This is a genomic window from Collimonas sp. (assembly GCF_039923675.1).
Classification (GTDB): domain Bacteria; phylum Pseudomonadota; class Gammaproteobacteria; order Burkholderiales; family Burkholderiaceae_D; genus Collimonas.
Genome location: NZ_JBDTCG010000039.1, coordinates 50374 through 75987, shown reverse-complemented (window position 1 = coordinate 75987; position 25614 = coordinate 50374). Strand labels below are relative to the sequence as shown.

The following is a 25614-nucleotide window of genomic DNA, read 5'->3' as shown; positions in this document are numbered from 1 at the left end:
GACATTGTAAGGAGCCACCGTGGTCTCACTCTCCGAATTCGGCGCGATCTTTGCCATGCAGGGCTTCAACGGCCTGTCGGTATTTTGCGTCTTGCTGCTGATGGCGCTCGGCCTTGCCATCATTTTCGGCCAGATGGGCGTGATCAACATGGCGCATGGCGAGTTCCTCACCATCGGCGCCTACATCACTTATCTGCTATCGAAACTGACCACGCAGTATGCGCCCAGCCTGCAACCCTATTATTTCTTTGCCGCGATTGCGCTGTCTTTTGTCACGGCCTATATCGTCGGCTATCTCGTCGAGTGGCTGATGATCAGCCGCCTGTACAAACGGCCGCTGGATACGCTGCTGGCGACCTGGGGCCTGAGCCTGGCCATGCAGCAGACTTTTCGCTCGATCTTCGGCGCCAAGGAAGTCAGCGCCACCTTGCCGGACTGGCTGATGGGCTCGTTCAAGCCGACCGAAAACATCGACATCCCGATCAACGGCCTGTTCATGATGGGACTGACCGTGGTGCTGACCGGCGTCATCTTCTTGCTGCTGTTCCGCTCGCGCTGGGGCTTGCAGGTGCGCGCCACCATGCAGAACCGGCTGATGAGCGGGGCGGTCGGCATCAATACCCGCAAGGTCGACCGCACGACGTTTGCGCTGGGATGCGGGGTTGCCGGCATTGCCGGCGCGGCCTTCACCACCATCGGTTCGACCGGTCCCACCAGCGGTTCGCTATATATCGTCGACACCTTCCTGGTGGTGGTGTTCGGTGGAGCACAAAGCTTGCTGGGCACGATTGCTTCGGCGTTCTCCATCGCCCAGACGCAGTCGACGGCGGAATTTTTCCTGACCGGATCGATGGCCAAGGTGTTGACGCTATCGGCGGTGATCCTGATTTTGCTGCTGCGTCCGCAAGGCTTGTTCGCTGCAAAAATCCGTAAATAAACAAGAGCAATCGTTGCAATCGAAAGGTGTTCCATGAATGCGGTCTATGAAAAGCTATTAGGCGGGAAGTCCGGACTGCTCGGATTGCTGATCCTGTGCGGCCTGCTGCTGGTGGTGTTTCCGCTGGCTTTCGATATCTTCCGCCTGAATCTGGTCGGCAAATATCTTGCCTATGCCTTTGTCGCTGTCGGACTGGTGCTGTGCTGGGGCTACGGCGGCATCCTCAGCCTGGGACAGGGGGTTTTCTTCGGGCTGGGCGGCTATTGCATGGCGATGTTTCTGAAGCTGGAAGCCTCGGACCCGATCAGCACCAAGATCCAGTCGACGCCAGGCATCCCGGATTTCATGGACTGGAACCAGATCACGCAACTGCCCTTGCTGTGGCAGCCGTTTCATTCGTTTGCTTTCACGCTGCTGGCGGTGCTGCTGGTGCCGGCCTTGCTGGCGCTGGTGATCGGCGCCGCCATGTTCAAGCGTCGCGTCGGCGATGTGTATTTCTCGATCGTGACCCAGGCTATCGCCGCCATCTTGTCGATCCTGATCATCGGCCAGCAAGGCCTGACCGGTGGCGTCAACGGCATCACCGACCTGAAAACCCTGATGGGCTGGGATATCCGTACCGATTCGGCCAAGCTGATCCTGTATTTCGTTAATGCCGGACTGCTGATCCTGTGCATCCTGATCGGCCGTTTCATCCTCAATTCCAAGCTGGGACGCTTACTGGTGGCGATGCGCGACAAGGAAGAGCGGGTGCGCTTTTCCGGCTATGACGTGGCCAGCTTCAAGGTCTTCGTGTTCTGTATCGCGGCCATGTTCTCGGCCATCGGCGGCGCCATGTTCACTTTGCAGGTCGGCTTCATGTCGCCTTCGTTCGTCGGCATCGTGCCTTCCATCGAAATGGTGATCTATGCCGCGGTCGGCGGCCGCATGTCCTTGCTGGGTGCGGTGTACGGGACGTTGCTGGTGAACTTTGGCAAGACCTATTTCTCGGAAGCGTTCCCGGAACTCTGGCTGTTCCTGATGGGTGGCTTGTTTATCGCCGTGGTGATGTATTTTCCGAACGGCCTGGCCGGCCTGTATCAAAGCCACGGCAAGGTATTGCTGGCGCGCTTGAAAGGATTCATGCGGCGACCCGAGAGGATTGCGGCGCTGCCCGCAGCGCCTAAAGCCCGTCTGGTAAAAGCCGAAGCTGACGTCAAACTGGAAAACGGCAACCTGGAGGCATCTAAATGAGCGTCAATCCTATCGGTTTCGAATCCAGCGATCGCCCGGTGCTGGCGATTGAGGATCTCACAGTGTCTTTCGACGGCTTCAAGGCGGTGGACGGCTTGAATCTGTATGTGGCGCGCAATGAGGTGCGTGTCGTGATCGGCCCCAACGGCGCCGGCAAGACCACGGTGCTGGATCTGATCTGCGGCAAGACCCAGGCCACCGCCGGCAGCATCCAGTTCAAGAATCGCGAGCTGACCAAGATGCGCGAGCACGAAATCGTGCAAGCCGGCGTCGGCCGCAAATTCCAGACGCCATCCATCTACGAAAACCTGAGCGTGTTCGAGAACCTGGAGATGTCGTTTCCGCGTGGCCGCAAAGTGTTCGGTGCGCTGGTGTTCAAGCGCACGCCTGATGTGGTGGAGCGGGTCGAGACGATCGCCCGGGAAATTTTCCTGGAGCAGCAGCTCTATCAACAGGCCGATTTGCTGTCGCATGGACAAAAGCAGTGGCTGGAGATTGGCATGCTGCTGATGCAGGATCCGGAACTGCTGATGCTGGATGAGCCCGTCGCCGGCATGAGCGTCTCCGAACGCGAAAAAACCGCCGAGCTGCTGGGCCGCATCAGCAAAGGCCGTTCGGTGGTGGTGATCGAGCACGACATGGAATTCGTCAAAAGCATCGCCCACAAGGTGACCGTGCTGCATCAGGGAAAAATCCTCGCCGAAGGCAGCATGGAAGCGGTGCAGGCCAATCCCAAGGTGATTGAAGTCTACCTCGGCCATTGATTCGATAACCCTCTGGAGTTCGCATGTTCAACGTCTCGCATCTCGCCTCGGGCTATGGCCAAAGCCAGGTGATCCACGATATCAGCCTGGTAGCAGCCAAACAGGAAATCGTCGCTGTCATGGGCCGCAACGGCATGGGTAAAACCACCTTGTTCAAGACCCTGATGGGTATCCTGCCGATGCGCGAGGGCAGCATCCAGGTCGACGGCCAGGAGCTGGGCGGCCTGGAAAGTTATCAGCGGGTCGCCAGCGGCGTCGCCTATGTGCCGCAGGGTCGCATGATTTTTCCCGGTATGACGGTGCTGGAAAACATCCAGACCGGTTTGCCGGCGAGCGCGCTCGGCAAGGTGCCGGATGAACTGTATGGCTTATTCCCGGTGCTGCATGAAATGCGTGGCCGTAAAGGCGGTAATTTGTCCGGTGGCCAGCAACAGCAACTGGCGATTGCGCGGGCGCTCGCCACCAATCCCAAGGTGCTGCTGCTGGATGAACCGACCGAAGGGATCCAGCCATCCATCATCAAGGATATTGCGCGCAGTTTGAAAGAGATCCGCAAGATACGCGAGCTGACCATCATCGTCTCGGAGCAGGTGCTCAGCTTCACGCTGGAAATCGCCGACCGTTTCCTGGTGATCGACAAGGGCCGTTTCGTCTATGAAGACACGCGCGCCAATGTCGATGCGGCGACGATCAGCCGCTACCTTTCCGTCTAACGCATTTCTTATTCGGTGCAAATCTTCACAGGAGCGGCATATGAGACATGGTGACATTTCCAGCAGCAAGGATGGAGTAGGGGTAGCGGTGGTCAATTACAAGATGCCGCGTCTGCATACCAAGGCAGAAGTGTTGGACAACGTCCGCCAAATCGCGGCGATGGTGGTTGGCATGAAACAGGGTTTGCCGGGACTGGACCTGGTGATTTTCCCTGAGTATTCGACGCATGGAATCATGCACGACCGCGAAGAGATGCTGGATACCGCCGCCGTCATTCCCGGCGAGGAAACCGCATTGTTCGCTGGAGCATGCCGCCAGGCCGATGTCTGGGGCGTGTTTTCGCTGACCGGCGAACGGCATGAAGAGCATCCGCACAAAGTGCCGTACAACACCCTGATCCTGATGAACAACCATGGCGAGATCGTCCAGAAGTACCGCAAGATCATGCCGTGGACGCCGATCGAAGGCTGGTATCCGGGCGACGCCACCTACGTCTCGGACGGCCCCAAGGGGTTGAAAATCAGCCTGATCATTTGCGATGACGGCAACTATCCGGAAATCTGGCGCGATTGCGCCATGAAGGGCGCCGAGCTGATCGTGCGTTGCCAAGGCTATATGTATCCGGCCAAGGACCAGCAAGTCATGGTCTCGAAAGCGATGGCGTGGATGAACAACGTCTATGTGGCGGTGGCCAATGCGGCCGGCTTCGATGGCGTGTATTCCTACTTCGGCCATTCGGCGATCATCGGCTTCGATGGCCGCACCTTGGGTGAATGCGAAACCGAGGAAATGGGGATCCAGTATGCCGAGCTGTCGGTCGGCTTGATCCGTGATGCGCGCCGCAACTGGCAATCGCAAAACCATCTCTACAAGCTGCTGCACCGCGGCTATACCGGTAAGATCAATTCCGGCGAAGCGGCTGCCGGCGTCGCCGAATGTCCCTTCGATTTCTACAAGACCTGGGTCAACGATCCGCAGCAGGCGCGGCGTCAGGTCGAAGTCTTGACGCGCTCGGCGCCCGGTACGCCGGAATGTCCGATGCCGGGTATTCCAACAGAATGAAGCACCATGATTGATCCATCCAAGAGGAGAGTCGCATGCAACATTTCAAGATAAAACCCGGCGTGCCGCTGGCGCTGCAAGCAGAGCTGGGACATAACCGTTGGCATCCGGACCTGCCGTTCCTGTCGTCGGTCAAACCGGGCGAATCGATCCTGATCGAGTCGCTGGATTTCCTGGATGCGCAAATCCAGGACAACGATGATGTTTCCGATGTCAGGAATGTCGACCTGACGCGCGCCCATCCGTTGACAGGTCCGTTCCATGTCGAAGGCGCTGAGCCCGGCGATCTGTTGGTGATCGATCTGCTGGATATCAAACCAATTACGCCGGTCGGGTTTTCCGGGGTGTTTTCCAAGGAAAATGGCGGCGGCTTTCTGGCAGACATGTTTCCCGATGCCGACAAGGCGATCTGGGATTTGAAAGGCTTGTACGCTACCTCCCGCCATATTCCCGGTGTGCGGATCGCCGGCCTCACGCATCCGGGCCTGATGGGTTGCCTGCCATCGCACGATTTGCTGGCCGAGTGGAACCGGCGCGAGGCGCCGCTGGCGGCCAAGGGGTTGGCCAAACCGCCGGATCCGAGCACTGCGGTGCTGCGCGGCCTGAGCGGCGCCAAGTTCGACAGCATGGCGAAGGAAGCAGCGCGCACCGTGCCGCCACGCGAGCATGGCGGCAATACGGATATCAAGGATCTGTCGGCCGGCACCAGGATTTTCTTTCCGGTATATGTCAAGGGCGCCGGCTTCTCCATGGGCGATCTGCACTTCTCGCAAGGCGATGGCGAGATCGGTTTTTGCGGCGCCATCGAAATGGACGGCGTCAGTCATGTCGGCTTCGACCTGATCAAGGGCGGCATGGCGAAGTACAACATCACTTCGCCGATCTTCATGCCGAGCATCGTCAAACCGCATTACGAGCAATGGCTGACCTTCGAGGGAATCAGCGTCGAGAACGGCGTCAATTATTATCTCGACGCTACGGTCGCCTACCGCCAGGCTTGCCTGAAAGCGATCGATTACCTGATGCACTTCGGCTATACCGGCAGCCAGGCCTACATGCTGCTGACTGCGGCGCCGGTGGAAGGGCGCATCGGCGGGATTGTCGATATTCCGAATTGCGCCTGTACGGTGTCCTTGCCGACGTCGATCTTCGACCAGGACATCACGCCGAAAGGGATGTTGAACGATAACGCCTATTGGGGCCGCAAGCCCTGACGCCGCCGGGGTGGGGCGCATCAGCGGTCCCGCCTCGTTTTGCCTAATTTATCCGGAGGAGCATACGATGCCACTGTACGACATACGCTGCAGCCACTGCGAGGGAATCTTTGAACGGTTGTTGCCGCTGCAGGCGCTGGAGCGCCCGGTAGCTTGCCCATACTGCGCTTGCGATACGCTTGCCTCTCCGCTATTCACCGGTGGTCATGTCAAGCTGCGGGTCAAGGAAAACTGGCGCGCGCGCACCGGCGCCGAGCAACTGGCCGGCCGTGGCGCCAGCGGGCCCGGAACGCATACGGGGGCAGGCAGAAGCAGCGTGTTGCATAACTGCAAAGGACACAGTTGCAGCATTTGCGATACCTGAACCCGGCTACACCAGTATGTTCATCGCATGCGGCATGCCCGCCGCGTATTGCGGAAACAGCTTCTGCATGGCCGGATCGCCGATGCGCATGTGTTTTTCCGCCAACGTCGCCAGCACGGCGCGGAAGTCGGTGGTGACGGCCAGGTCGCGGCCTTCGTTCAGCGATTTGTCGTCGATTCCCGGCCAGTGGCCATGGATGGTGCGGCCGCGCACATTGCCGCCCAATAGCCACATGGCGTTGCCATGGCCATGGTCGGTGCCGCCATTGCCGTTTTCGCGGAAGGTGCGGCCGAATTCCGAGATCACCACAATCACCGTATCGTTGAAAGCCGGTCCCAGTTCGCGCGCCAGCGTTGCCAAGCCATCGGCCAGCGGCCGCAGCCGACCCGCCAGCTGGCCGGCGCCGTTACCCTGGTTGGTGTGGGTATCCCAGCCGCCGACGGCGATGAAGCCGAGGCGGATGTCCGGATTGCCTTGCATCAGGCGGCCCAGGCGTGCGGTATCGATCGACAGGCCGTTCGGCAGTGGTGCGCCATTGTTGGCGGCTTTTTGTTCTGTGCTGTTGGCGTCTGCCAGCAATTCCTTGCGCGCGGAAATACCGTCGCGATAGGATTTGCCGAGCGCCGCGTCCTGTGCATACAGTGCGGCATAGGCCTGGCTGACTTCAGGTTTGTCGATCAGGGTCGGGCGGGTGGCGTCGCGGCCGGTCGGTATGTTGGCGACCACGGCGCGGCCGGTGAGGATGCGCGGCACCGATTCACCCAGGGTCAACGCCTCCATCGGTGATTGCGACGGCGGCATCACGCCTAACATGCGATTCATCCAGCCATCGCGCGTATTGTGCTCGCCCGGGGTGCCGCTCTCCATGTAATCCTGCGCTTCAAAATGCGAGCGCGATATGTCGGGCGAGCCGGAAGCGTGGACGAAGGCCAGCCGGCCATCTTCCCAGTAGGGCTGCAGCGGCTGCAATGCCGGATGCAGGCCGAAATAGCCGGTGAGATCGATCGCACCGTTTTGCGTGCCCGGACGCGAGACCGCAATCGTCGGTCGCGCCTTGTAGTAATTGTGGTCGCCGTGCGGCACCACTACATTCAAGCCATCCACCGCACCGCGCAGGAACACCACCACCATGCGCGGCGTGCCGTCACCGATCGCATGTGGCCGTTGCAACGGGTTGCCGTACGAGAGCGGACTGTCGGCGCCGGGCGCGATGCTGACCGGTGGCGTGCTTGGCTTGACCTTGGCCAGCGGCTTGCTGGGCGGCGCTACCACGCAACCGGACAGGCCGACCGGGATCAGGATGGCGCCACTGGTGGTGAGGCCGAGATGGCGGATGAAATCGCGACGGTTCATATCAAGCTCCTAACGCTGACTATCTTTTCATGAAATCCGGGCCGCCGAGTATCAGGCCGACCTGCAGATTGGGCGGCGCGGCGGTGATGGCGGCAACGCTGTGCGGTTCCAGCGCGGGCGCCAGGGTTTGCATCAGCTGTTGCGGATCGATGGGTATTGCGGGTAAGGGAGTTACGGGAGCCGGCGGCGGCGACCCCGGCGGTAACGGCGGTGTTTCGGCGCGGGCTATCGGCGATTTGCCATTACTCAAGCCGTTGACGAAATTGATACGGCGTAGCAAGGCGTCCGGATTGAGCCAGGCTTCTTCGGAGAATTTGTAGCCTTCCGGCGTCAGCCAGCCGTACATCGGTTGTCCCAGCTGGTTGAGGATGCCGTCGACCGGCTTGTAATTCAAGACCGGCGTCGCCGTCGCCCGCAATGAGGACACCACATATTGATAAGGGGTCTTGAACTGTGTCTGGTAATTGCTGCGAGCCCAGAATTCCTGGCTGTCGAACAACGTGCGCAGCACCGCCTTGATGTCGCCATTGGTGGCGAGGAAGCGGCGCGCGAGCTTCTCGGTCAGGGCTGGTTCCGGTTTGTCGGAGACGAAATACTGCACCAGTTTGGCGGCGACAAAGTGGGCGGTGGCGGGATGGCGCGCCAGGATATCGAGTGCCTGTTCGCCTTCCTGTTCGCCGCTGCCCTTGATGGTCTGGCCGAGGAATACCTTGTCGCCGAAATCGTGGCGGCGCGGATTGAAAGTGTAGGCCGGTTGGCCGTCCTTCATGCCTTGTTCATCGATGGTCCAGCCGGTCAGGATGCGCGCCAGCGAAATCACGTCGGCCTGGGTATAGCCGCTATCGACGCCCATGGTGTGCAGCTCCAGCAACTCACGGCCGTAGTTTTCATTTAGGCCTTTGAAGCGGCCCTTGGCTTCCGGCGTGTTGACGCCGCTGCTGAGCCAGTTATCCAGGTAGTACAGCATGGCCGGATGGTGGGCGACGCTGCCCAGCAGCTGGCGGAAATTTCCGAGCGCATTCGGCCGCAATACATCTTTTTCATACTCGCCATTCCAGTAGCGGACCCAGTCCTTGCCTTCGAATACATTGAAATGGTTGAACCAGAATTCGGTCATCACTTCCTGCAATTGGCGCGGGCTTTCGGTGGCTTGCCACAGGCGCGCAAAATGGACTTGCGGCGTGATGTCCTTGTTGGCGCGCTGGCGCGCCATGTTCTTTTCTTCGGGAGTCGCACTGTTGGGCGGGAAGGAGGGCGGGCCGTATTGCTGGTAGAGCTGGGTGGCGCTGAGTTGATAAGTCGGCAGGCCGGAGAGCTGGTTTGATAAGGCCTCCGGTAGCGGCAGACTATCGGGGCGCAGTTGCTGGTCGATATAGCGCTTGACGCCCATGTGCCTGACGGCATCGACATCGCCGGGACGCGGGCCGTAGGCTAGCCGGTTCAGCACATGCAGCGCCTTTTCCTGTGTATTCAGCGGGGTCTGGTCGGTTTGCGCCTGGGCGTTGACGGCGCAACTCAGCGCCAGCGTCATCGCTAGCAATCCGGGAAGTCTTATGGTCGAGGTCATGTCCGGCCTTATGCACAGTGATCTTACGTCACCCATTAACGGCTGCTGGCAGGCATGCGCCGACAGCTGTGGTGTAACAGATTGTAAGGCGGCAACATTTCTGGCGTATGACTAACCTGTTTGCCTAAATCACTTTCCCGGGATTCATCAGGTTCATGGGGTCGAGCGCCTGTTTGATGGTTTTCATCAGCGCCATTTCCACCGGCGATTTGTAGCGCAGGATGTCTTCGCGCTTCAGCGCGCCCAGGCCGTGCTCGGCCGAGATCGAGCCGTTCATGCGATGGACGTTGTCATGCACGACGCGGTTGATGTCGGCCTGGCGTTCAATGAATTGTTCGGCTGGAACAGCTTCGGGCGGCGAGACGTTGTAGTGCAGGTTGCCGTCGCCCAGATGGCCGAAGGTGACATTGCGGCAACCGGGGAAATGTTCTTGCAGCAGGGCGTCGGTGTCGGCGATGAATTCGGCGATGCGGGAAATCGGCAGCGAGATGTCGTGCTTGATGTTCTTGCCTTCCTTGGCTTGGGCCGAGGAGATGCTTTCGCGTAATTGCCACAGGGCGCGCGACTGGATGCTGGAGCTGGCCAGTACAGCATCCTGGCAGATGTCTTGTTCCAACGCTTCAGCCATTACCGATTCGAGTAGCGAACTTGCATGGGGTGCAAGTTCGCTATCAGATAATTCCAGCAGCACGTACTGTGGATGACGCTGGCTGAAAGGGGATTGCAATTGCGGGAAATGCTTGGCGACCAGTTGCAGGCACAGGTCGGACATCAGCTCGAAGCCGGTCAGGGTGGCGCCGCAGCGGCTTTGGGCGATGGTGAGCAGGCGTAGCGCGTCGGCCGGGGTTTGCAGTGCGGCCAGTGCAGTTAGCTGGACTTTTGGTTGCGGGAAGATTTTCAGTACGGCGGCGGTGATGATGCCTAGCGTGCCTTCGGCGCCGATGAAGAGGTCGCGCAGATCGTAGCCGGTGTTGTCTTTTCTTAGTCCGCGCAGGCCGTGCAGGATGTCGCCTTGGGCTGTGACTACTTCCAGTCCCAGGCAGAGTTCGCGGGTGTTGCCGTAGCGGAGGACTGCGGTGCCGCCGGCGTTGGTGGAGAGGTTGCCGCCGATGGTGCAGCTGCCTTCTGCGGCTAGCGACAGGGGTAGCAGGCGGTCTGCGTTGGCTGCGGCTTCTTGGACGTGTTGCAGGATGCAGCCGGCTTCGGCGGTGATGGTGTGGTTGATCGGGTCTATTGCGCGGATCTGGTTGAGGCGTTTCAGGGATAGCACGATTGCGTGGCCGGTTTGGTCGGGGACGCTGCCTAGCACCAGGCCGGTGTTGCCGCCTTGGGGGACTATCGGGATATTGTGCCGTACGCAGAGTTTGACCAGTTTTGCGACTTCTGCGGTGTTGGCGGGCTTGACCACGGCGATTGCCTTACCGGTGTAGCGCTGGCGCTGATCGGTCAGATAACCGGCTTTGTCGCCGTCGTTGGTGAGGACGTGGGTGTCGCCAATCGCCAAGCGGCAGGATGCAAGAAATGCGTCGTTGTTCATGTCGAATTTTCAGAAAAGCAGTTAAATGGGGTCAGAGTTTTTTTACGACAGCAGTATCGTCGTAAATTACTCTGACCCCATTTAATGGGCCACGGAGTGTGTGCGTTTGTTAATAAAGAATTCGCTGCTCCGTGGATGCAAGCCGGGGGTAGCCCGGCAGCTAGTCACTTTTTCTTGCTTCGCCCCTGGCCGGGCGCAAGAAAAGTAACCAAAAAGAAGGCGACCGCAAAGCCGTTGTCGTCCCTTCGGTCAGGTGCCCAAAAGAGGCGCGTGCCAGTCGGGTGAAGCACAAACTCGCTTCGCTCAAACATGTGCTCCACAATTCCCGACTGCCACGCGCCTCTTTTGGCAAGTTCTCAATGCGGGGCACTTCAAAAACAACGGCAGCTTCAAAAACACAGCAACTTCAAAAGCCGCAGCCTTGTTATTTCAAGCGTTGGTGTTTCATTTACTGCGACGCTTTTTTTATCGCCTGCTGCGCCACTTCCTTCGCTGCCTTTTTATACGGCCGTAAATAAAGAATCGTGCACAAGAAAAAGATGGTGCTGAGAGCTACTTCCAGCCAGCCAAGTCTGGTGCTGAGCAGATTGCTGTCGCTGGTGGCGCGGACTATGCCTTCGGTGAAATAGATCAGGATCAGCATCGAGGCCCATTGCATGGTGTAGACGTCGCGTTTCAATACGCCGCGCAGGGGGAAAAGCAGCGGTAGCACTTTCAGCACCATCCAGGAGCCGCCCGGACGTAGCGGCGCCAGGAATAGTTCCCACGCCACGCCTAGCGCGATCAGGGCCAGCAGGCTGCTTACCGCGCCGAAGTAGAAAAAACGCGGTTGGCGGGCGGCGTGCGGTAGGGGATGGGTTGCCGTGTCGGGTTTGAGTTTGGTGGTCATCGTGCCCCCGCTGGGTTGAGCTTCAATGCGGTTTCGGCCAGGCGCCGGCCCTGGGCGATGGCCAGGGTGCGGCTTTCGGCGGAGATCGGGTGCGTGCCGTTCATGCCGGACCAGTGGCTGGCGCCGTACGGCGTGCCGCCGCTGGCGGTGGTCATTAATTCCGGCAAGGTGTAGGGCAGGCCCATGATTAACATGCCATGATGCAATAAGGGTGTCATCATCGACATCAGCGTCGATTCCTGGCCGCCGTGCAAGCTGCCGGTGGAGGTGAACACGCAGGCAGGTTTTCCGGCGAGGGTGCCAGCCAGCCAGTCGGTGCTGGTGCCGTCCCAGAAATACTTCATGGCGGAGGCCATGTTGCCGAAACGGGTGGGCGAGCCCAGCGCCAGGCCGGCGCATTCTTGCAGGTCCGCCAGTTCGACGTAGGGGGCGCCTTCCAGCGGGATCTCGGGGGCGCTGGCTTCGGTCACGGTGGAGACCGCCGGCACCGTGCGCAGGCGGGCTTCGCAGCCGGCGATCGAGTCGATTCCCTGGCCGATCAGCTCGGCCAGCTTACGGGTCGAACCATGGCGTGAATAGTACAAAACCAGAATCGGTGTGTTAACGTTAATGTTGGATGAGTTCATTTTGGTATTATAGGGCGCTTTAGCCTCGGTTCACGGTGCAAAACGCGCGCTATTTCACTCACCCGGACGGGCACGATTAGGTAACGAATGAAGTCAATAAAATTTTCCAGATTACGCGGCCTGTCCTGGACCGAATTGCGCGATCTGTTTCGGTTTGCGGCGCGCCGCCTGGATGAGGAGCGCTTGCCGCAGGTGGCCGGCAGCCTGACCTTCACCACGATCCTGGCATTGGTGCCGATGCTGACCATCGCCCTGGCGATTTTCACCGTTTTCCCACTGTTCAGCACCTTCCGCGCCTCGCTGGAAGAGTATTTCGTGCATAACCTGATGCCGAGGGGTATCGCCAACACCATTCTCGATTACCTGAACCAGTTTGCCACCAAGTCGGCGCGTTTGTCGGCGGTTGGCGGCGTCGCCCTGATCGTCACCTCGGTACTGACCATGTCGACCGTCGACCACGTTTTCAACCGCATCTGGCGGGTAAAAAACCAAAGGTCGTGGATCCACCGGGTGCTGGTGTATTGGGCCATCATCACGCTCGGGCCGTTGTTGATCGGGATCTCGATTACCGTGACTTCCTACTTGTCGGCGGCGGCCAACGGCCTTGTGGTGAGCTGGGTCGGCCGCTGGTTTTATACGCTGCTGTCGGTCTCGCTTACCACCGGCGCGTTTACCCTGTTGTATGTGGCGGTACCGAACCAGCGGGTCGATTGGCGCGATGCGATATGGGGCGGCCTGCTGGCGGGTATTGCATTCGAAGTCGCCAAACGCATCTTTGCCGCCTACATCCTCAAGTTTCCGACCTACACCATGATTTATGGTGCATTGGCGGCCCTGCCGATTTTCCTGTTGTGGATCTACATGCTGTGGATGATCACGCTGGTAGGCGCGCTGCTGGCGGCGGCGTTGCCGGTAGTGAAATACGAACGCTGGTGGCACGTGCCGTCACCCGGCAGCGCTTTCGTCGACGCCATGGCGGTGCTGCAGGTCCTGCATCAGGCGCGCACCCGGGGCAGTTCGGCGGCGGTTGATGCGGCGCAGATCCGGCGCGCCACCCGGCTTGGCTTCGATGAGTCGCAAACCTTGTTGCAGCAGATGCTGGAGGCGGGCTGGGTCGGCAGCGTGCAGACGGAAATGCCGGCCCGCAGCCAGTGGGGGCGCAAGGTGCAGATCTGCGTCGACGGCTGGATCTTGCTGGCCAATACAGAGCAGCTGAAACTGGCCGATATCTATCGCATGTTCGTCTGGAATCCGGCCGCAGGAAGAGCCGCCGATACGGGGTTGGAGCAAAGGGTGGAAAGCGCCATCGAACATGGTCTGGAACAGACGCTGGCAGCGCATTTCGCGCAAGCTGGATCAGCCGACCCGCAGCTTGATAGTCCCGCCTTGCGGCAGGTTTGAAATCCAGAAATAACTGATGCTTACCCTGCCGGGATAGGTCGGCTGCGTGTAATTCATCAAAAACGAGGTCTTGGACAAGCGTGTCGGCGGCGCCGGCGTTGCTTCAGCCTTGCCCGGCTCCTTTAATAATGCCGGCAACGCCGCCGATGCTGTCTCCGATGTTCCCATAAAAGCTCCTGTGCTATACGACGTTTAGCTGCCATGACATCCATGAACGGCGATGTCTAAAAAGAAAGAAACGTATTTTACGGGATAAATGGTTCACATTGCTGTGAATGACATTTCACATAATTAATAAAACGATACTTTCCCCTTCAGCATTTGCCAATACATCACCCAATCGCCTAGCAAGGAAAATAAAGGCTGCCTGAAAGTCGCCGGCCGGTTTTTTTCAAACACGAAATGGCCGACCCAGGCAAAACCGTAACCGCACAGCAGCGCCGCCAGCAGCCAGTAGAAATTACCGGTAAATACCAGCATGACCACAGACGCCAGCGCCAGCGTCGAACCGACGAAATGCAGCTGGCGACAGGTGCGGTTGCTGTGCTGGCTCAGGTAGCTTGGATAGAACTCTGCGAATGTCTCGTATTTCTTTTCAAGCACGGTTGGCATTGCTTCTCCTTATTATTGTCGTGCTTTAAGCTTAGTCTCCTGCGACAGGTGACGCAACCGCTGTAGCGGCCGTTGCAAATTTGAACAGATGATCGAGCACGGCGTCGGGTTGTTCCGCCATCAAGGCGTGGCCGCTGGCTTCGACCCGGGTAACTTTGCCGTGCTTGATCGCGGCGATCAGGCCGTTCGCAGCTTTGGCCGGCGTCATGACATCGTGCTGGCCAAGCAGAAACAGGGTGGGGCACGTGACCGCTTGCGCCGCGGCTTCGCCGTTGGCGTAGGCGTTACAGGCAGCAAAATCGGTATAGAACACGGTCGGTCTGGCGGTGGACTTGCCGGCGATGCGCTGCATCAGGCGCTGGCTTGCGCCTTGCACGTAAAAACCGGGGCCGGGAGCGGAGGGTTTGGGCGAGATGGTGGAGTGCGACCAGATATTCACCGTGTCGATTGCGCTTTGCTGGTCATTGTTGGCGGCGTCCAGCAGGGCGTCGGCGACTTTCATCGGATAGGCGGTGCCGACCAGCGCGATGCCGGCAATCCGAGCTGATTGCCCGGTCCGGCCGGCGCTTTCGAGTGCGATCAGTGAACCCATGCTGTGGCCGATCAGGATCGCCTTGCTGACGCCGGCGGCGTCCAGCAGGCCGGATAGCCAGTCGGATATGTCCTCGATCGTGGCTAGCGCCGGCCCCTGGCTGCGGCCATGTCCGGGCAGGTCCAGCGCCAGCACGCCGAAGCCGTGATGGGCGAAATAGCGGGTTTGCAGGATCCAGACGGAATGGTCGTTCTGGCCGCCGTGGATAAAGACCGCGGTCGGCAACGCCGGGTCGAAGGCTTTGCCGCCGGTATAGCAATAGATGTCGTAATCGGCGTCGCGGAAGTGTGTTTTCAATAACATCTTATTTCTCCTTGCGCTCGGTACGTTGAGACATCTTCAAGCCGAACGCCAGGTCTTCAATCAAATCCTCGACATTCTCCAGCCCAATCGATAGCCGCAAGGTTCCTTCGCCGATCCCCGAAGCCGCCAATTGTCCGCTCGGCACCCGGAAATGGGTGGTTGAGGCGGGATGGATCACCAGCGATTTGGCGTCGCCGACATTGGCCAGATGGGAAAAGATCTTGAGCGATTCCACCATGCGGCGGCCGGCGGCGCGATCACCCTTGAGGTTGAAAGAAAATACCGCGCCGCAGCCTTTGGGCAGCAGCGTTTTGCTCAGCGCATAGCCTGGATGCGAAGGCAGTTCCGGATAGGCCACCGATTCCACCGCCGCGTGCGCGGCCAGGAACTCGACCACCTTGCGTGTGTTGGCGACATGTTTTTCCATGCGCAATCCGAGCGTCTCGATGCCCTGCAGGATGGCGAAGGCGTTGTGCGGGCTCATCACCGCGCCGAAATCGCGCAAGCCTTCGCGCCGTGCGCGCAGGGAAAACGGCGCGACCGTCGATTCCTCCGAAAACACCATGCCATGGAATCCTTCATAAGGTTCGCACAGCTCGCCGAAGCGGCCGGTGTTGTCATAGGCTTGCTGCCAGTCGAACGTGCCGCCATCCACCAGCAGGCCACCGACCGCCGTGCCGTGGCCGCACAGGAATTTGGTGGCGGAATGGAATACCAGGTCGGCGCCGTGATCGAAAGGGCGCAGCAGATACGGCGTGGTAAACGTGCCGTCGACCATCAGTGGCAGATGGTTTTCGTGCGCCAGGGCGGCAATACGCGGGATGTCCAGCACATCCAGCCCCGGATTGCCCAGGGTTTCGCCGAACAGCACCTTGGTATTCGGCCGGATCGCCGCGCGCCAGGCATCGATATCGCTCGGATCGACAAAGGTGGTTTCGATGCCGAAACGCTTCATGGTGTAGGACAGCAGGTTATGCGAGCCACCGTACAGGGCGCGCGACGCCACCACATGCGAACCGGCGCCGGCGATGGTGGCCAGGCCCAGGTGCATGGCGGCTTGGCCGCTGGCGACGGCAATCCCGGCGACGCCGCCTTCCAGCGCCGCGATGCGTTCTTCCAGCACCGCGTTGGTAGGGTTGGAAATGCGCGAATAAACGTGGCCGGCGCGTTCCACGTTGAACAGCGACGCCGCGTGGTCGGAATCCTTGAAAACAAAGGCCGAAGTCAGGTAGATCGGCGTGGCGCGGGCGCCTGTGGCAGGGTCGGGGACGCTGCCGGCATGCAGCGACAGGGTGTCGAAGCCGGGATAATGGGGGGTGCTCATGATGTAGGAGGTCTCCTTCTATTTTTGATATATAGGGTCGATGCTGCGCTGCGCGGTAGATTTTTGCTCTGGCTTACGCTACATTCTGGATACAAGCATAAGGGTAACTCTAAAAACCTACTGCGCACCGCAATCTCTGATCTGCGATGCTCGCTGTACCTCCGTACAGCTGCGCTTCTCGACCGGACCTTGAGGCGCTCGCTACGGTTTTAAGAGCTACCCGCAACCAACGCAAAGGCAGGATGGCCCTATGAAAGTTTCTGAAATTCTCAAAGTCAAAGGCGATATCCTTTACACCGTGACGCCGGAAACGCCGATGAGCGAGGCCGTCAACACGATGGCGGAAAAGGATATCGGGTCGCTGGTGGTGATGGAGTTTGGCGAGCTGGTCGGCATGCTGACTTTCCGCGAAGTGCTCAACGCGATCCATCAGAACGGTGGCGCGGTCGGCAGCAATACGGTGCGCAAACACATGGACGACAGTCCGATTACCGTGACACCGGATACCGAAGTCAACGAGGTGCGCCGCATCATGCTGGAGCGCCACGCGCGCTACGTACCGGTGATGGATGCCAAGACCTTGCTCGGCATCATGTCGTTTTATGATGTGGCAAAAGCCGTGCTGGATGCCCAGGGCTTCGAAAACAAAATGCTGAAAGCCTATATTCGCGACTGGCCGAGCACTAGCGAAGAATAAGATTTGTCCGATTCATGAAGAGCCGTTTGCGGTAGCAAGATGCCGCAAACGGTTTTTTTGTAGGGATTTGGGCAGTACACCGTATTTTTATCGATTTGAAAGATTTTATTCATGAACACTATCCGCCCAGACGGTTCCTCGGTCGAGACGCATAGTAAAGTCCTCGGCTATCTGCTGTGGATTTTCGGGTTTACCGGCGCCCACCGTTTTTATTACGGCAAGCCGGTTACCGGCACGATCTGGTTTTTTACGCTGGGTTTGTTTGGCATAGGCTGGCTGATCGATGTCTTTCTGGTGCCAGGCATGAACCGGGATGCAGATTTGCGCTTCACCGCAGGCCCCATCGATTACAGCGTGGCCTGGTTGCTGCTGACCTTCCTCGGATTTTTCGGCGTACATCGGATGTATCAAGGCAAGTGGCTTACCGGGATTCTCTATTTTTTCACCGGCGGGCTGTTGATGCTCGGCGTGCTGTATGACTTCTGGACGCTGAACGACCAGATATCGATGAAGAATGCGCAACGCGGATAGTGATCGAGTTATCCACGTATTTGTGCCGGCAGGCATGCAGACATGTAATCAACGGCAAAGGGACTTACGCAAGAGCGTTCTCGCAGGACTGGCAATTCACGCCGGCACGCCGGCAGGTTTGTTTGCCAGTTCTATAAAACCATCAACTATTCACCACTGCCACCTCCATATCGCGCAGCTTTCTCCCTAGCCCATCTATGTCCAAATCCAGTCAATTCGCCCTGTTGCGCCAGCGACGTTTCGCACCATTCTTCTGGACCCAGTTTTTTGGCGCCTTCAACGACAACGTATTCAAAACCGCGCTGCTGACGATCTTGACCTACGAAGCGCTCAGCTGGACCACCATGGACGTCAATGTGCTGAACAACCTGATTCCGGGTTTGTTCATCCTGCCGTTCGTGGTGTTTTCCGCGACCGCCGGCCAGCTTGCCGATAAATTCGAGAAATCGCGCCTGGCGCGCTATGTCAAGGTGCTGGAAATCGTCATCATGTCGGTGGCCGCCGTCGGCTGGATGACGCACACCCTGTGGCTGCTGGTCCTGGCGGTGGTCGGCATGGGCGTGCATTCGACCATCTTCGGCCCGGTCAAATATGCCTACCTGCCCCAGCAATTGCGTGCCAACGAGCTGGTTGGCGGCAACGGCATCATCGAAATGGGCACTTTTGTCGGCATTTTGCTAGGCGAGGTGCTGGGCGCGGTGCTGGTGGTGCACAAACCATGGGGCATCGAGCTGGTGGCCGGCGGCACGGTCGCCATCGCGGTGCTTGGATGGCTGTTCAGCCGCGGCATTCCGTTGACGCCGGCCGCCGAACCCGGGCTCAAGATCAACTGGAATCCGATCACCGAAACGGTGCGCAACCTTGGCTTTTCCAGCAAGAACCGGCCGGTATTCCTGGCCATGCTGGCCAATTCCTGGTTCTGGTTCTACGGCGCCATCATCCTGGCGCAATTCCCTTTGTATGCCAAAAACTACCTGCACGGCGACCATAGCGTTTTCGTGCTGCTGCTGACGGTGTTTTCGCTGGGCGTCGGCGCCGGTTCCTTGTTGTGCGAGCGCTTGTCCGGCCACAAGGTGGAAATCGGGCTGGTGCCGTTCGGTGCGATCGGCCTGTCGATATTCGGCCTCGATCTGTTCCTCGCCAGCCTGAGCTACACCAATACCTCCGCGGTCGACATGGGCAGCTTTATCCATCAGCACGGCAGCTGGCGCATCTTGTTCGACTGCGTGATGATCGGCTTGTTCGGCGGCTTGTACATCGTGCCGCTGTTTGCGGTGATCCAGACCCGTTGCGACCGCCAGCACCTGTCGCGCACGATTGCCGGCATGAATATCATGAACGCCTTGTTCATGGTGGTGGCGGCCTTGGTGGCGCTGACCTTGCTGAGCTTCGGTTTCACCATTCCGCAGATTTTCCTGGTGACGGCGATCCTCAACGCCATCGTCGCGATCTACATCTTCACGGTGGTGCCGGAATACCTGGTGCGTTTCGTGGCCTGGATCCTGATCCATACCATCCATCGGGTCACCACCATCAACCGCGACCGTATTCCTGATGAAGGCGCGGCGGTGCTGGTATGTAACCATGTCAGTTACGTCGATGCGATCGTGATCATGGCGGCCAGTCCACGGCCGATCCGCTTTGTCATGGATCACCGGATCTTCAAGGTGCCGGTGCTGGCCTGGCTGTTCAAGACCGCCAAGGCGATTCCGATTGCGTCGGCCAAGGAAAATCCTGAGCTGATGGAACGCGCCTTCGATCAGATCGCGGCGGCGCTGGCAGACGGCGACCTGGTCTGCATTTTCCCGGAAGGCAAACTGACCAGCACCGGCGAGATGAACGAATTCCGCGGCGGCATCAAGAAAATCGTCGACCGCACGCCGGTGCCGGTGATTCCGATGGCCTTGCGCGGCCTGTGGGGCAGCATGTGGACCCGCAGCGCCGGCAATCCGTTTCACCGCTCGTTCAAGCGCGGGCCGTTATCGGCGCTGCAACTGGCGGTAGGCGAGCCGGTGGCGCCAGAGCAGGCGACACCGGAATATCTGCAACAGCAAGTGCAGCTTTTGCGTGGTGAATGGCAATAAGCGCGCTAATGAAAAAGGACAGAGAACGACGAAATTGAAAAATACTTTATTAGAAGATGCCGTATCGGTGCAATCCGCACGCCGTCGCTTCCTGGCCAATGGCGGCAAGCTGCTGGCCGGCAGTCTCTCAGGTAGCGTCGCAGGCAGCCTCGCGGGCAGCCTATTACTGAGTACCTTACCCATGTCTACTTCTTTCGCCGCAGACACAGCTGCCATTCCTGTGCCGCTGATTATCGACACCGACCCCGGCGCCGACGATGTGATCGCCTTGTTGCTGGCCTTGTCCGCCCGTGACCGGCTGGACGTCAAGGCGCTGACCACGGTAGCAGGCAACGTCCAGTTGCGCTACACCTCGCGCAATGCGCGCATGGTGCGCGAGTGGGCCAACCGGCCGGACGTGCCGGTGTATGCCGGCTGCGCGCGGCCGATGCTGCGCACGCCGATCTATGCCGCCGAAGTGCATGGCGCCGAAGGCGTCACCGGCGTCAAGATATTCGAGCCGGAACAGCCGCTGGCCAAAGGCCAGGCGGTGCAATACCTGATCGAAACCTTGCTGGCGGCGAAACCGCAAAGCATCACGATCGTGACGCTGGGCCCGCAAACCAACCTGGCCATGGCGCTGATCCAGAATCCCGACATCAAGCAAGGTATCAAGGAAATCATCATGATGGGCGGCGCCCATTTCAATGGCGGCAACATCACACCGGCGGCCGAGTTCAACGTCTTTGCCGATCCGCATGCCGCCGACGTCGTGTTCAAGAGCGGTTTGCCGCTGACTGTGATCCCGCTGGACGTGACGCACAAGATGCTGACCAGTCCGGAGCGCATAGAACGGCTGCGCAAGATCGGCAACCAGGCCGGCAAGATCGCCGCCGACATCCTCGATGCCTATGTCGAGCACGATATCAAGCAATACGGCCTGCCGGGCGGCCCGGTGCACGACGCCACCACCATCGGCTACCTGCTCAAGCCGGACATGTTCAAGGGCCGCATGGTGAACGTCGAAGTCGATACCCGGGAAGGGCCGACTTTCGGCGAGACCGTGGTCGATTACTACCATGCGACCAAACGGCCGGAGAATGCGTGCTGGATTACCGAAGGCGATACCCAGGGCTTTTTCGACCTGCTGACTGTTCAGTTGGCCAAGCTGCCTTGAGTCGATAGGCGGCTTGGTTCTGCGCAGTCTGATCCAGGCTGCGCGGTATTTTCGATGTGAAAAATATAATGGTTATGACGCCGAGCTAACTAACAATCCTGCCGCACTGGTAAAATCATGGTTTTCAGCCCCTTTACATCTGGATTATCATGCCCGGCAATACCTTCGGCAGTCTGTTTAGCGTCACCAATTTCGGCGAGTCCCACGGCCCGGCCATCGGCTGCATAGTGGATGGCTGCCCGCCGGGCATGGAATTGTCCGAAGCCGATATCCAGCCCGACCTTGACCGCCGCAAACCCGGCACGTCGCGCCACGTTACCCAGCGCCAGGAGCCCGATACGGTCGAAATCCTGTCCGGCGTCTACGAAGGCAAGACCACCGGCACGCCGATTGCGCTGCTGATACGCAACCAGGACCAGCGCAGCAAGGATTACGGCAACATCCTCGACACCTTTCGTCCCGGGCACGCCGATTACACTTACTGGCAAAAATACGGCATCCGCGATCCGCGCGGCGGCGGCCGTTCGTCGGCGCGCCTGACTGCGCCTGCGGTGGCTGCGGCGGCGATCGCCAAGAAATGGCTGAAACAGCAGTACGGCACCACTTTCAAGGGCTGCATGAGCCAGCTGGGCGAGCTGCCCATCGTGTTTGAATCCTGGGACCACGTGCCCAATAACCCGTTTTTTGCCGCCAATATCAGCCAGATCGACGCCCTTGAGACCTATATGGATGCCTTGCGTAAAGACGGCGATTCCTGCGGTGCCCGCATCGATGTGGTGGCGTCCAATGTGCCGGTCGGCCTGGGCGAGCCGCTATACGACAAGCTGGATGCCGAGATCGGCTACGCCATGATGGGCATCAACGCTGTCAAAGGGGTTGAAATCGGCGCCGGTTTTGCCTGCGTGGCGCAAAAGGGCTCGCAGCATGGCGATGAAATCACCCGCCATGGCTTTCTCACTAACAACGCCGGCGGTATCCTGGGCGGGATTTCCAGCGGCCAGGACATCACCGTCTCGATCGCCATCAAGCCGACTTCCAGCATCCGTACGCCGCGGCAGTCGATCGACAAGCAGGGCAATCCGGCTACGGTCGAGACTTTCGGCCGCCACGACCCTTGCGTCGGCATCCGTGCGACGCCGATCGCCGAAGCCATGCTGGCGCTGGTATTGATGGACCACGCCTTGCGTCACCGCGCCCAGTGCGGCGACGTACAGGTCGAGCGACTGGTCGATCCGCAGTAATTCCGCTATCGCCACCATGCTCTGGTGGCGATTTCCCCTCCCGATTTTCCCGGCAGGAAGCGCGCGCCGGCAGCATTGGCGCGCCTTCTCCTGCAAGCGCCAGTTGCGTCCAGGTCTCAACGCCGTATCGATTTTGCGATCACGCTGGCTAATCTTGCGCGGCTGGCGTAGGTTTACGTTACGCTTGTTGATATTGTGCTTCGTCAATGCCAAAGTACGCCAAGACCGTTTGACACCGAATCAGATCGCATCCCGAGAGAGAAGGGGACATCATGCTCGATACACTTTCTAGCGCCGCCCTCGCTGGCGGCCTGTCATGGGCCAGCGGCATTCGCCTGTACATGGCGCTGTTTGTCGCCGGCTGGTTTGGCCGCGCCGGCTGGATCGACTTGCCGCAGGCGCTGCAGGTGCTGGAGTCGCCTTGGGTCATCGGCGTCACCGGCTTGCTGACGGCGGTCGAGTTTCTGGTGGATAAGATTCCGGGACTCGATTCGGTCTGGGATGCGGTCCATACCTTTATCCGGATTCCTGCCGGCGCCATCCTCGCTGTGGCCGCCATGGGTCACATGGATCCGGCCTGGACCACGGTGGCGGCGCTGGTCGGCGGCACTTTTGCGCTGGGCGCTCATGCCACCAAGGCCGGCAGCCGCGCCATGATTAATACCAGCCCCGAACCGCTGAGCAACTGGACCGCCTCGTTTTCCGAGGACGCGACGGTGCTGGGCGGTTTGTGGGCGGCTTTTTTCCATCCCTGGCTGCTGTTTGCCTTCCTGATTCTGTTTTTTCTGTTTGCGATCTGGCTGCTGCCTAAATTATGGCGCAGCATACGCTGGGTTTTTCAAAGGCTGGCCACATGATTTTATTGCAGTCCCTACGCATGACCCGGCGCGACTGGCGCGCCGGTGAATTACGATTCTTGTTGATAGCCCTGATTGTTGCGGTTGCCTCATTGTCCGCGGTCGGCTTCTTTGTCGACCGCATGCGCGCCGGCCTGAACCGCGATGCGCATCAGTTGCTCGGCGCCGATCTGCTGATTTCCGCCGACCAGCGCATCACTCCCGACTGGCGCGCCGAAGCCGAGCGCCGTCACCTGACCTTGGCCGATACCGTGGTTTTCCCGAGCATGGCGATTGCCGGCGACGGCGACAACGCCAGGTCGCAGCTGGCGTCACTGAAGGCGGTCACGGCCGGCTATCCTTTACGCGGCAGCCTGACCGTCGCCGATGCGCCCGGCGGCGCCGATGAAGTGACGCGCCAGACGCCGGCCCCCGGCACGGTATGGCTGGATGCGAACATGCTGACGGCGCTCAACCTCAAGGTCGGCGATCCGCTCAAGCTGGGCGACAGCAGCTTCACGATTGCCAAGGTGCTGGTGATTGAACCCGACCGCGGCAGCGGCTTCATCAACTTCGCGCCGCGCGTCATGTTATCCATGGCCGACCTGGCCGCCACCAACCTGATCCAGGACGGCTCGCGCGTCACCTACCGCTTGTTGCTGGCGGGAGCAGGGCCGCAAATACAGGATTTCCAGAAATGGGTCGAAAGCGATATCGCCCGCGAAAACGTCAAGGGCGTGCGGATCGAGGGCCTGGAAAACGGCCGTCCTGAAATGCGCGCCACGCTGGATCGCGGCCAGCAATTCCTGTCGCTGGTCGGCTTGCTGTCGGCCTTGCTGGCGGCGGTCGCGGTGGCAATGGCGGCGCGCCGCTTCATGCTGCGCCATCTGGATGCCTGCGCCATGTTGCGCTGCCTCGGCATGACGCAGAACCAGGTGACGCAACTGTATTTGCTGGAATTCCTGCTGATCGGCGTGGCCGGCAGCGTGATCGGTGTGCTGCTGGGTTTCGGCGCCCATTTCATGCTGCTGGAGCTGCTGGGGAAATTCGTTTCCAGCGACTTGCCTGGCGCCAGCGCCATTCCGGCGTTGCAGGGCCTGATAACAGGCATCCTGCTGCTGGTCGGCTTTGCCTTGCCGCCGATCCTGCAACTGCGCAATGTGCCGCATAACCGCGTGATCCGGCGCGAGCAGGATGCGCCGCAGGCGATGGTGCTGGCCACCTACAGCCTCGGTACGCTGACCTTTATCGGCTTGCTGTTATGGCAGGCGGGGGATCTGAAACTGGGTTTGCTGACCGCATTGGGATTCCTGGGCGGCTTCGGCCTGTTCGCCTTGCTTGGCTGGCTGGCGCTGAAAGCTTCGCGCTACTTGCGCGGCTTGTCGCGCCATCCCAGCTGGCGTTTCGCGCTGACGGCGCTGCAGCGGCGGCCGGCGGCGACGGTGGTGCAGATCGTCGCCCTGTCGCTGGGCCTGATGGCCTTGTTGCTGCTGACCGTGATACGCGGCGATCTGATCGGCGCCTGGCAGCAGGCGACGCCGGTCGATGCGCCCAATCGTTTCGTGATCAATATCCAGGACGACCAGCGCGCCGAGATCGGCCGGCGCTTGCAAGGCATCGGCATCGCCCGGCCGGACCTGTCGCCGATGATCCGCGGCCGCCTGACCCAGGTCAACGGCAAGCCGATCACCGCCGATACTTATCCGGAGGATAAGGCCAAGCGTCTGGTCGACCGTGAATTCAATTTATCCACCATGCTGCAGCTGCCGCCGCAGAACACCATCACCGCAGGCCATTGGCTTGACGATACGCAGCCGGCCGCCTCGGTGGAAGAAGGGTTGGCCAAGACCCTGAACCTGAAGCTGGGCGATCAGCTGCAGTTCGACATTGCCGGCCAATTGGTCAGCGCACCGGTCACCAGCATCCGCAAGCTGGAATGGGGTTCGATGCGGGTCAACTTTTTCGTGATACTGAATCCCAAACTGATGAAAGACATGCCGCAAACCTGGATCACTGCATTCAACCTGCCGGATGCGCACGCCGCTTTCGGCAATCAGCTGACGCGCGATTTCCCCAACTTGACCGTGGTCGATATCGGCAGCGTCATCAAGCAGATCCAGAGCGTGATCAGCCAGGTCGTGGCGGCGGTCGAGTTCCTTTTTCTGTTCACACTGGTGTCCGGCGCGCTGGTGCTGTATGCGGCGCTGGTCGGTTCGCAAGATGAGCGCACCCGCGAAGCAGGCCTGCTGCGCGCGCTGGGGGCTACCCGCAAGCAGTTGTCGCAATCGCAATGGATAGAATTCGGCCTGATCGGCAGTCTCGCTGGTTTCCTCGCGGCAAGCGGCGCCGCCGCCATCGGTTGGGCGCTGGCGCAATATGTGTTCAGCTTTACCTGGACCTTCAGCCCGCTGGTCTGGCTGGCCGGGATGGCGATCGGCGCCGCCTGCACCTTTGCCGGCGGCTGGATCGGCTTGCGCAATGTCTTGAACCAGCCGCCGTTGCAAACACTGCGCGAGGCCTGAAGCCGCACCGGCTGGCGTCATTTCGGGGATAATGCCGGCTTACGCTATCATTATC

24 protein-coding genes are annotated in these 25614 nt (G+C 59.8%); 15 read left to right on the top strand and 9 right to left on the bottom strand.

Translation table 11 applies throughout. The features are described 5' to 3' along the window. Nucleotides 1-19: 19 nt before the first annotated feature. From urtB to ABI171_RS07770, 7 genes are all read left to right on the top strand, one after another. The gene (gene urtB, locus ABI171_RS07800) at nt 20-937 is read left to right on the top strand and encodes an urea ABC transporter permease subunit UrtB (RefSeq protein ID WP_348091999.1); all 918 of its coding nucleotides are present in this window, start codon (nt 20-22) and stop codon (nt 935-937) included. 33 nt (nt 938-970) lie between these two features. Further along, nucleotides 971-2170, top strand: coding sequence for an urea ABC transporter permease subunit UrtC (gene urtC / locus ABI171_RS07795; protein WP_348091998.1), 1200 nt, complete (start codon nt 971-973; stop codon nt 2168-2170). After that, nucleotides 2167-2934, top strand: coding sequence for an urea ABC transporter ATP-binding protein UrtD (gene urtD, locus ABI171_RS07790; RefSeq protein WP_348091997.1), 768 nt, complete (start codon nt 2167-2169; stop codon nt 2932-2934). The genes urtC and urtD overlap by 4 nt, the downstream gene beginning before the upstream one ends. Nucleotides 2935-2957: 23 nt before the next feature. Next, the gene (gene urtE, locus ABI171_RS07785; RefSeq protein WP_348091996.1) at nt 2958-3647 is read left to right on the top strand and encodes an urea ABC transporter ATP-binding subunit UrtE; all 690 of its coding nucleotides are present in this window, start codon (nt 2958-2960) and stop codon (nt 3645-3647) included. Between the two features lie 40 nt (nt 3648-3687). After that, nucleotides 3688-4710: an aliphatic amidase gene (locus ABI171_RS07780; RefSeq protein WP_348091995.1), complete on the top strand. Its 1023-nt coding sequence runs from the start codon at nt 3688-3690 to the stop codon at nt 4708-4710. A gap of 35 nt (nt 4711-4745) precedes the next feature. Next, nucleotides 4746-5924, top strand: coding sequence for a formamidase (gene fmdA / locus ABI171_RS07775; protein ID WP_348091994.1), 1179 nt, complete (start codon nt 4746-4748; stop codon nt 5922-5924). Nucleotides 5925-5991: 67 nt separating this feature from the next. Further along, nucleotides 5992-6288: an FmdB family zinc ribbon protein gene (locus ABI171_RS07770; RefSeq protein WP_348091993.1), complete on the top strand. Its 297-nt coding sequence runs from the start codon at nt 5992-5994 to the stop codon at nt 6286-6288. A gap of 6 nt (nt 6289-6294) precedes the next feature. On the opposite strand, the gene ABI171_RS07765 is transcribed toward ABI171_RS07770, so the two are convergent. The 5 genes from ABI171_RS07765 to wrbA all read right to left on the bottom strand — a co-directional run bounded on the left by ABI171_RS07765 (nt 6295) and on the right by wrbA (nt 12260). After that, nucleotides 6295-7641 (bottom strand): DUF1501 domain-containing protein, encoded by a 1347-nt coding sequence (locus ABI171_RS07765; protein ID WP_348091992.1) that lies wholly within the window; start codon nt 7639-7641, stop codon nt 6295-6297. 19 nt (nt 7642-7660) lie between these two features. Continuing rightward, nucleotides 7661-9208: a DUF1800 domain-containing protein gene (locus tag ABI171_RS07760; RefSeq protein ID WP_348091991.1), complete on the bottom strand. Its 1548-nt coding sequence runs from the start codon at nt 9206-9208 to the stop codon at nt 7661-7663. Between the two features lie 124 nt (nt 9209-9332). Then, a complete protein-coding gene (locus ABI171_RS07755) occupies nt 9333-10745 on the bottom strand; it encodes an FAD-binding oxidoreductase (RefSeq protein WP_348091990.1) in 1413 nt (470 codons plus the stop codon). A 448-nt stretch (nt 10746-11193) separates the two neighbouring features. Beyond that, complete coding sequence (locus ABI171_RS07750) at nt 11194-11634, bottom strand: DUF2069 domain-containing protein (protein ID WP_348091989.1); 441 nt, start codon at nt 11632-11634, stop codon at nt 11194-11196. Continuing rightward, entirely contained in the window at nt 11631-12260 is a 630-nt protein-coding gene (wrbA, locus tag ABI171_RS07745; protein ID WP_348091988.1) for an NAD(P)H:quinone oxidoreductase, read from the bottom strand. The genes ABI171_RS07750 and wrbA overlap by 4 nt, the downstream gene beginning before the upstream one ends. Nucleotides 12261-12347: 87 nt before the next feature. Between wrbA and ABI171_RS07740 the strand changes: the two genes are divergently transcribed. Further along, nucleotides 12348-13661: a YihY family inner membrane protein gene (locus ABI171_RS07740; protein WP_348091987.1), complete on the top strand. Its 1314-nt coding sequence runs from the start codon at nt 12348-12350 to the stop codon at nt 13659-13661. Here ABI171_RS07740 and ABI171_RS07735 read toward each other — a convergent pair. From ABI171_RS07735 to ABI171_RS07720, 4 genes are all read right to left on the bottom strand, one after another. After that, nucleotides 13617-13829 (bottom strand): hypothetical protein, encoded by a 213-nt coding sequence (locus tag ABI171_RS07735; protein ID WP_348091986.1) that lies wholly within the window; start codon nt 13827-13829, stop codon nt 13617-13619. The two genes, ABI171_RS07740 and ABI171_RS07735, sit on opposite strands and share 45 nt — an antisense overlap. A 123-nt stretch (nt 13830-13952) precedes the next feature. After that, nucleotides 13953-14273, bottom strand: coding sequence for a DUF962 domain-containing protein (locus tag ABI171_RS07730; protein WP_348091985.1), 321 nt, complete (start codon nt 14271-14273; stop codon nt 13953-13955). Nucleotides 14274-14304: 31 nt separating this feature from the next. Then, nucleotides 14305-15168, bottom strand: coding sequence for an alpha/beta hydrolase (locus ABI171_RS07725; RefSeq protein ID WP_348091984.1), 864 nt, complete (start codon nt 15166-15168; stop codon nt 14305-14307). A 1-nt stretch (nt 15169) separates the two neighbouring features. Further along, nucleotides 15170-16492, bottom strand: a complete 1323-nt coding sequence (locus ABI171_RS07720) for an O-acetylhomoserine aminocarboxypropyltransferase (protein ID WP_348091983.1) — start codon at nt 16490-16492, stop codon at nt 15170-15172. A 250-nt stretch (nt 16493-16742) separates the two neighbouring features. Here ABI171_RS07720 and ABI171_RS07715 point away from each other — a divergent pair, with 250 nt between their 5' ends. The 7 genes from ABI171_RS07715 (at nt 16743) to ABI171_RS07685 (ending at nt 25559) form a co-directional block, all read left to right on the top strand. Then, entirely contained in the window at nt 16743-17189 is a 447-nt protein-coding gene (locus ABI171_RS07715) for a CBS domain-containing protein (RefSeq protein WP_348091982.1), read from the top strand. A gap of 111 nt (nt 17190-17300) precedes the next feature. Then, nucleotides 17301-17720 carry a TM2 domain-containing protein gene (locus ABI171_RS07710; protein WP_348091981.1) on the top strand — a complete coding sequence of 140 codons (420 nt, stop codon included), beginning with the start codon at nt 17301-17303 and terminating at the stop codon, nt 17718-17720. Nucleotides 17721-17917: 197 nt separating this feature from the next. After that, nucleotides 17918-19804: an MFS transporter gene (locus tag ABI171_RS07705; protein WP_348091980.1), complete on the top strand. Its 1887-nt coding sequence runs from the start codon at nt 17918-17920 to the stop codon at nt 19802-19804. Between the two features lie 34 nt (nt 19805-19838). After that, nucleotides 19839-20960 carry a nucleoside hydrolase gene (locus ABI171_RS07700; RefSeq protein ID WP_348091979.1) on the top strand — a complete coding sequence of 374 codons (1122 nt, stop codon included), beginning with the start codon at nt 19839-19841 and terminating at the stop codon, nt 20958-20960. A gap of 149 nt (nt 20961-21109) precedes the next feature. Continuing rightward, nucleotides 21110-22201 carry a chorismate synthase gene (gene aroC, locus ABI171_RS07695; RefSeq protein WP_348091978.1) on the top strand — a complete coding sequence of 364 codons (1092 nt, stop codon included), beginning with the start codon at nt 21110-21112 and terminating at the stop codon, nt 22199-22201. A 272-nt stretch (nt 22202-22473) separates the two neighbouring features. Continuing rightward, nucleotides 22474-23058 (top strand): DUF4126 domain-containing protein, encoded by a 585-nt coding sequence (locus ABI171_RS07690; RefSeq protein WP_348091977.1) that lies wholly within the window; start codon nt 22474-22476, stop codon nt 23056-23058. Then, the gene (locus tag ABI171_RS07685) at nt 23058-25559 is read left to right on the top strand and encodes an FtsX-like permease family protein (protein WP_348092012.1); all 2502 of its coding nucleotides are present in this window, start codon (nt 23058-23060) and stop codon (nt 25557-25559) included. The genes ABI171_RS07690 and ABI171_RS07685 overlap by 1 nt, the downstream gene beginning before the upstream one ends. Nucleotides 25560-25614 lie beyond the last annotated feature (55 nt).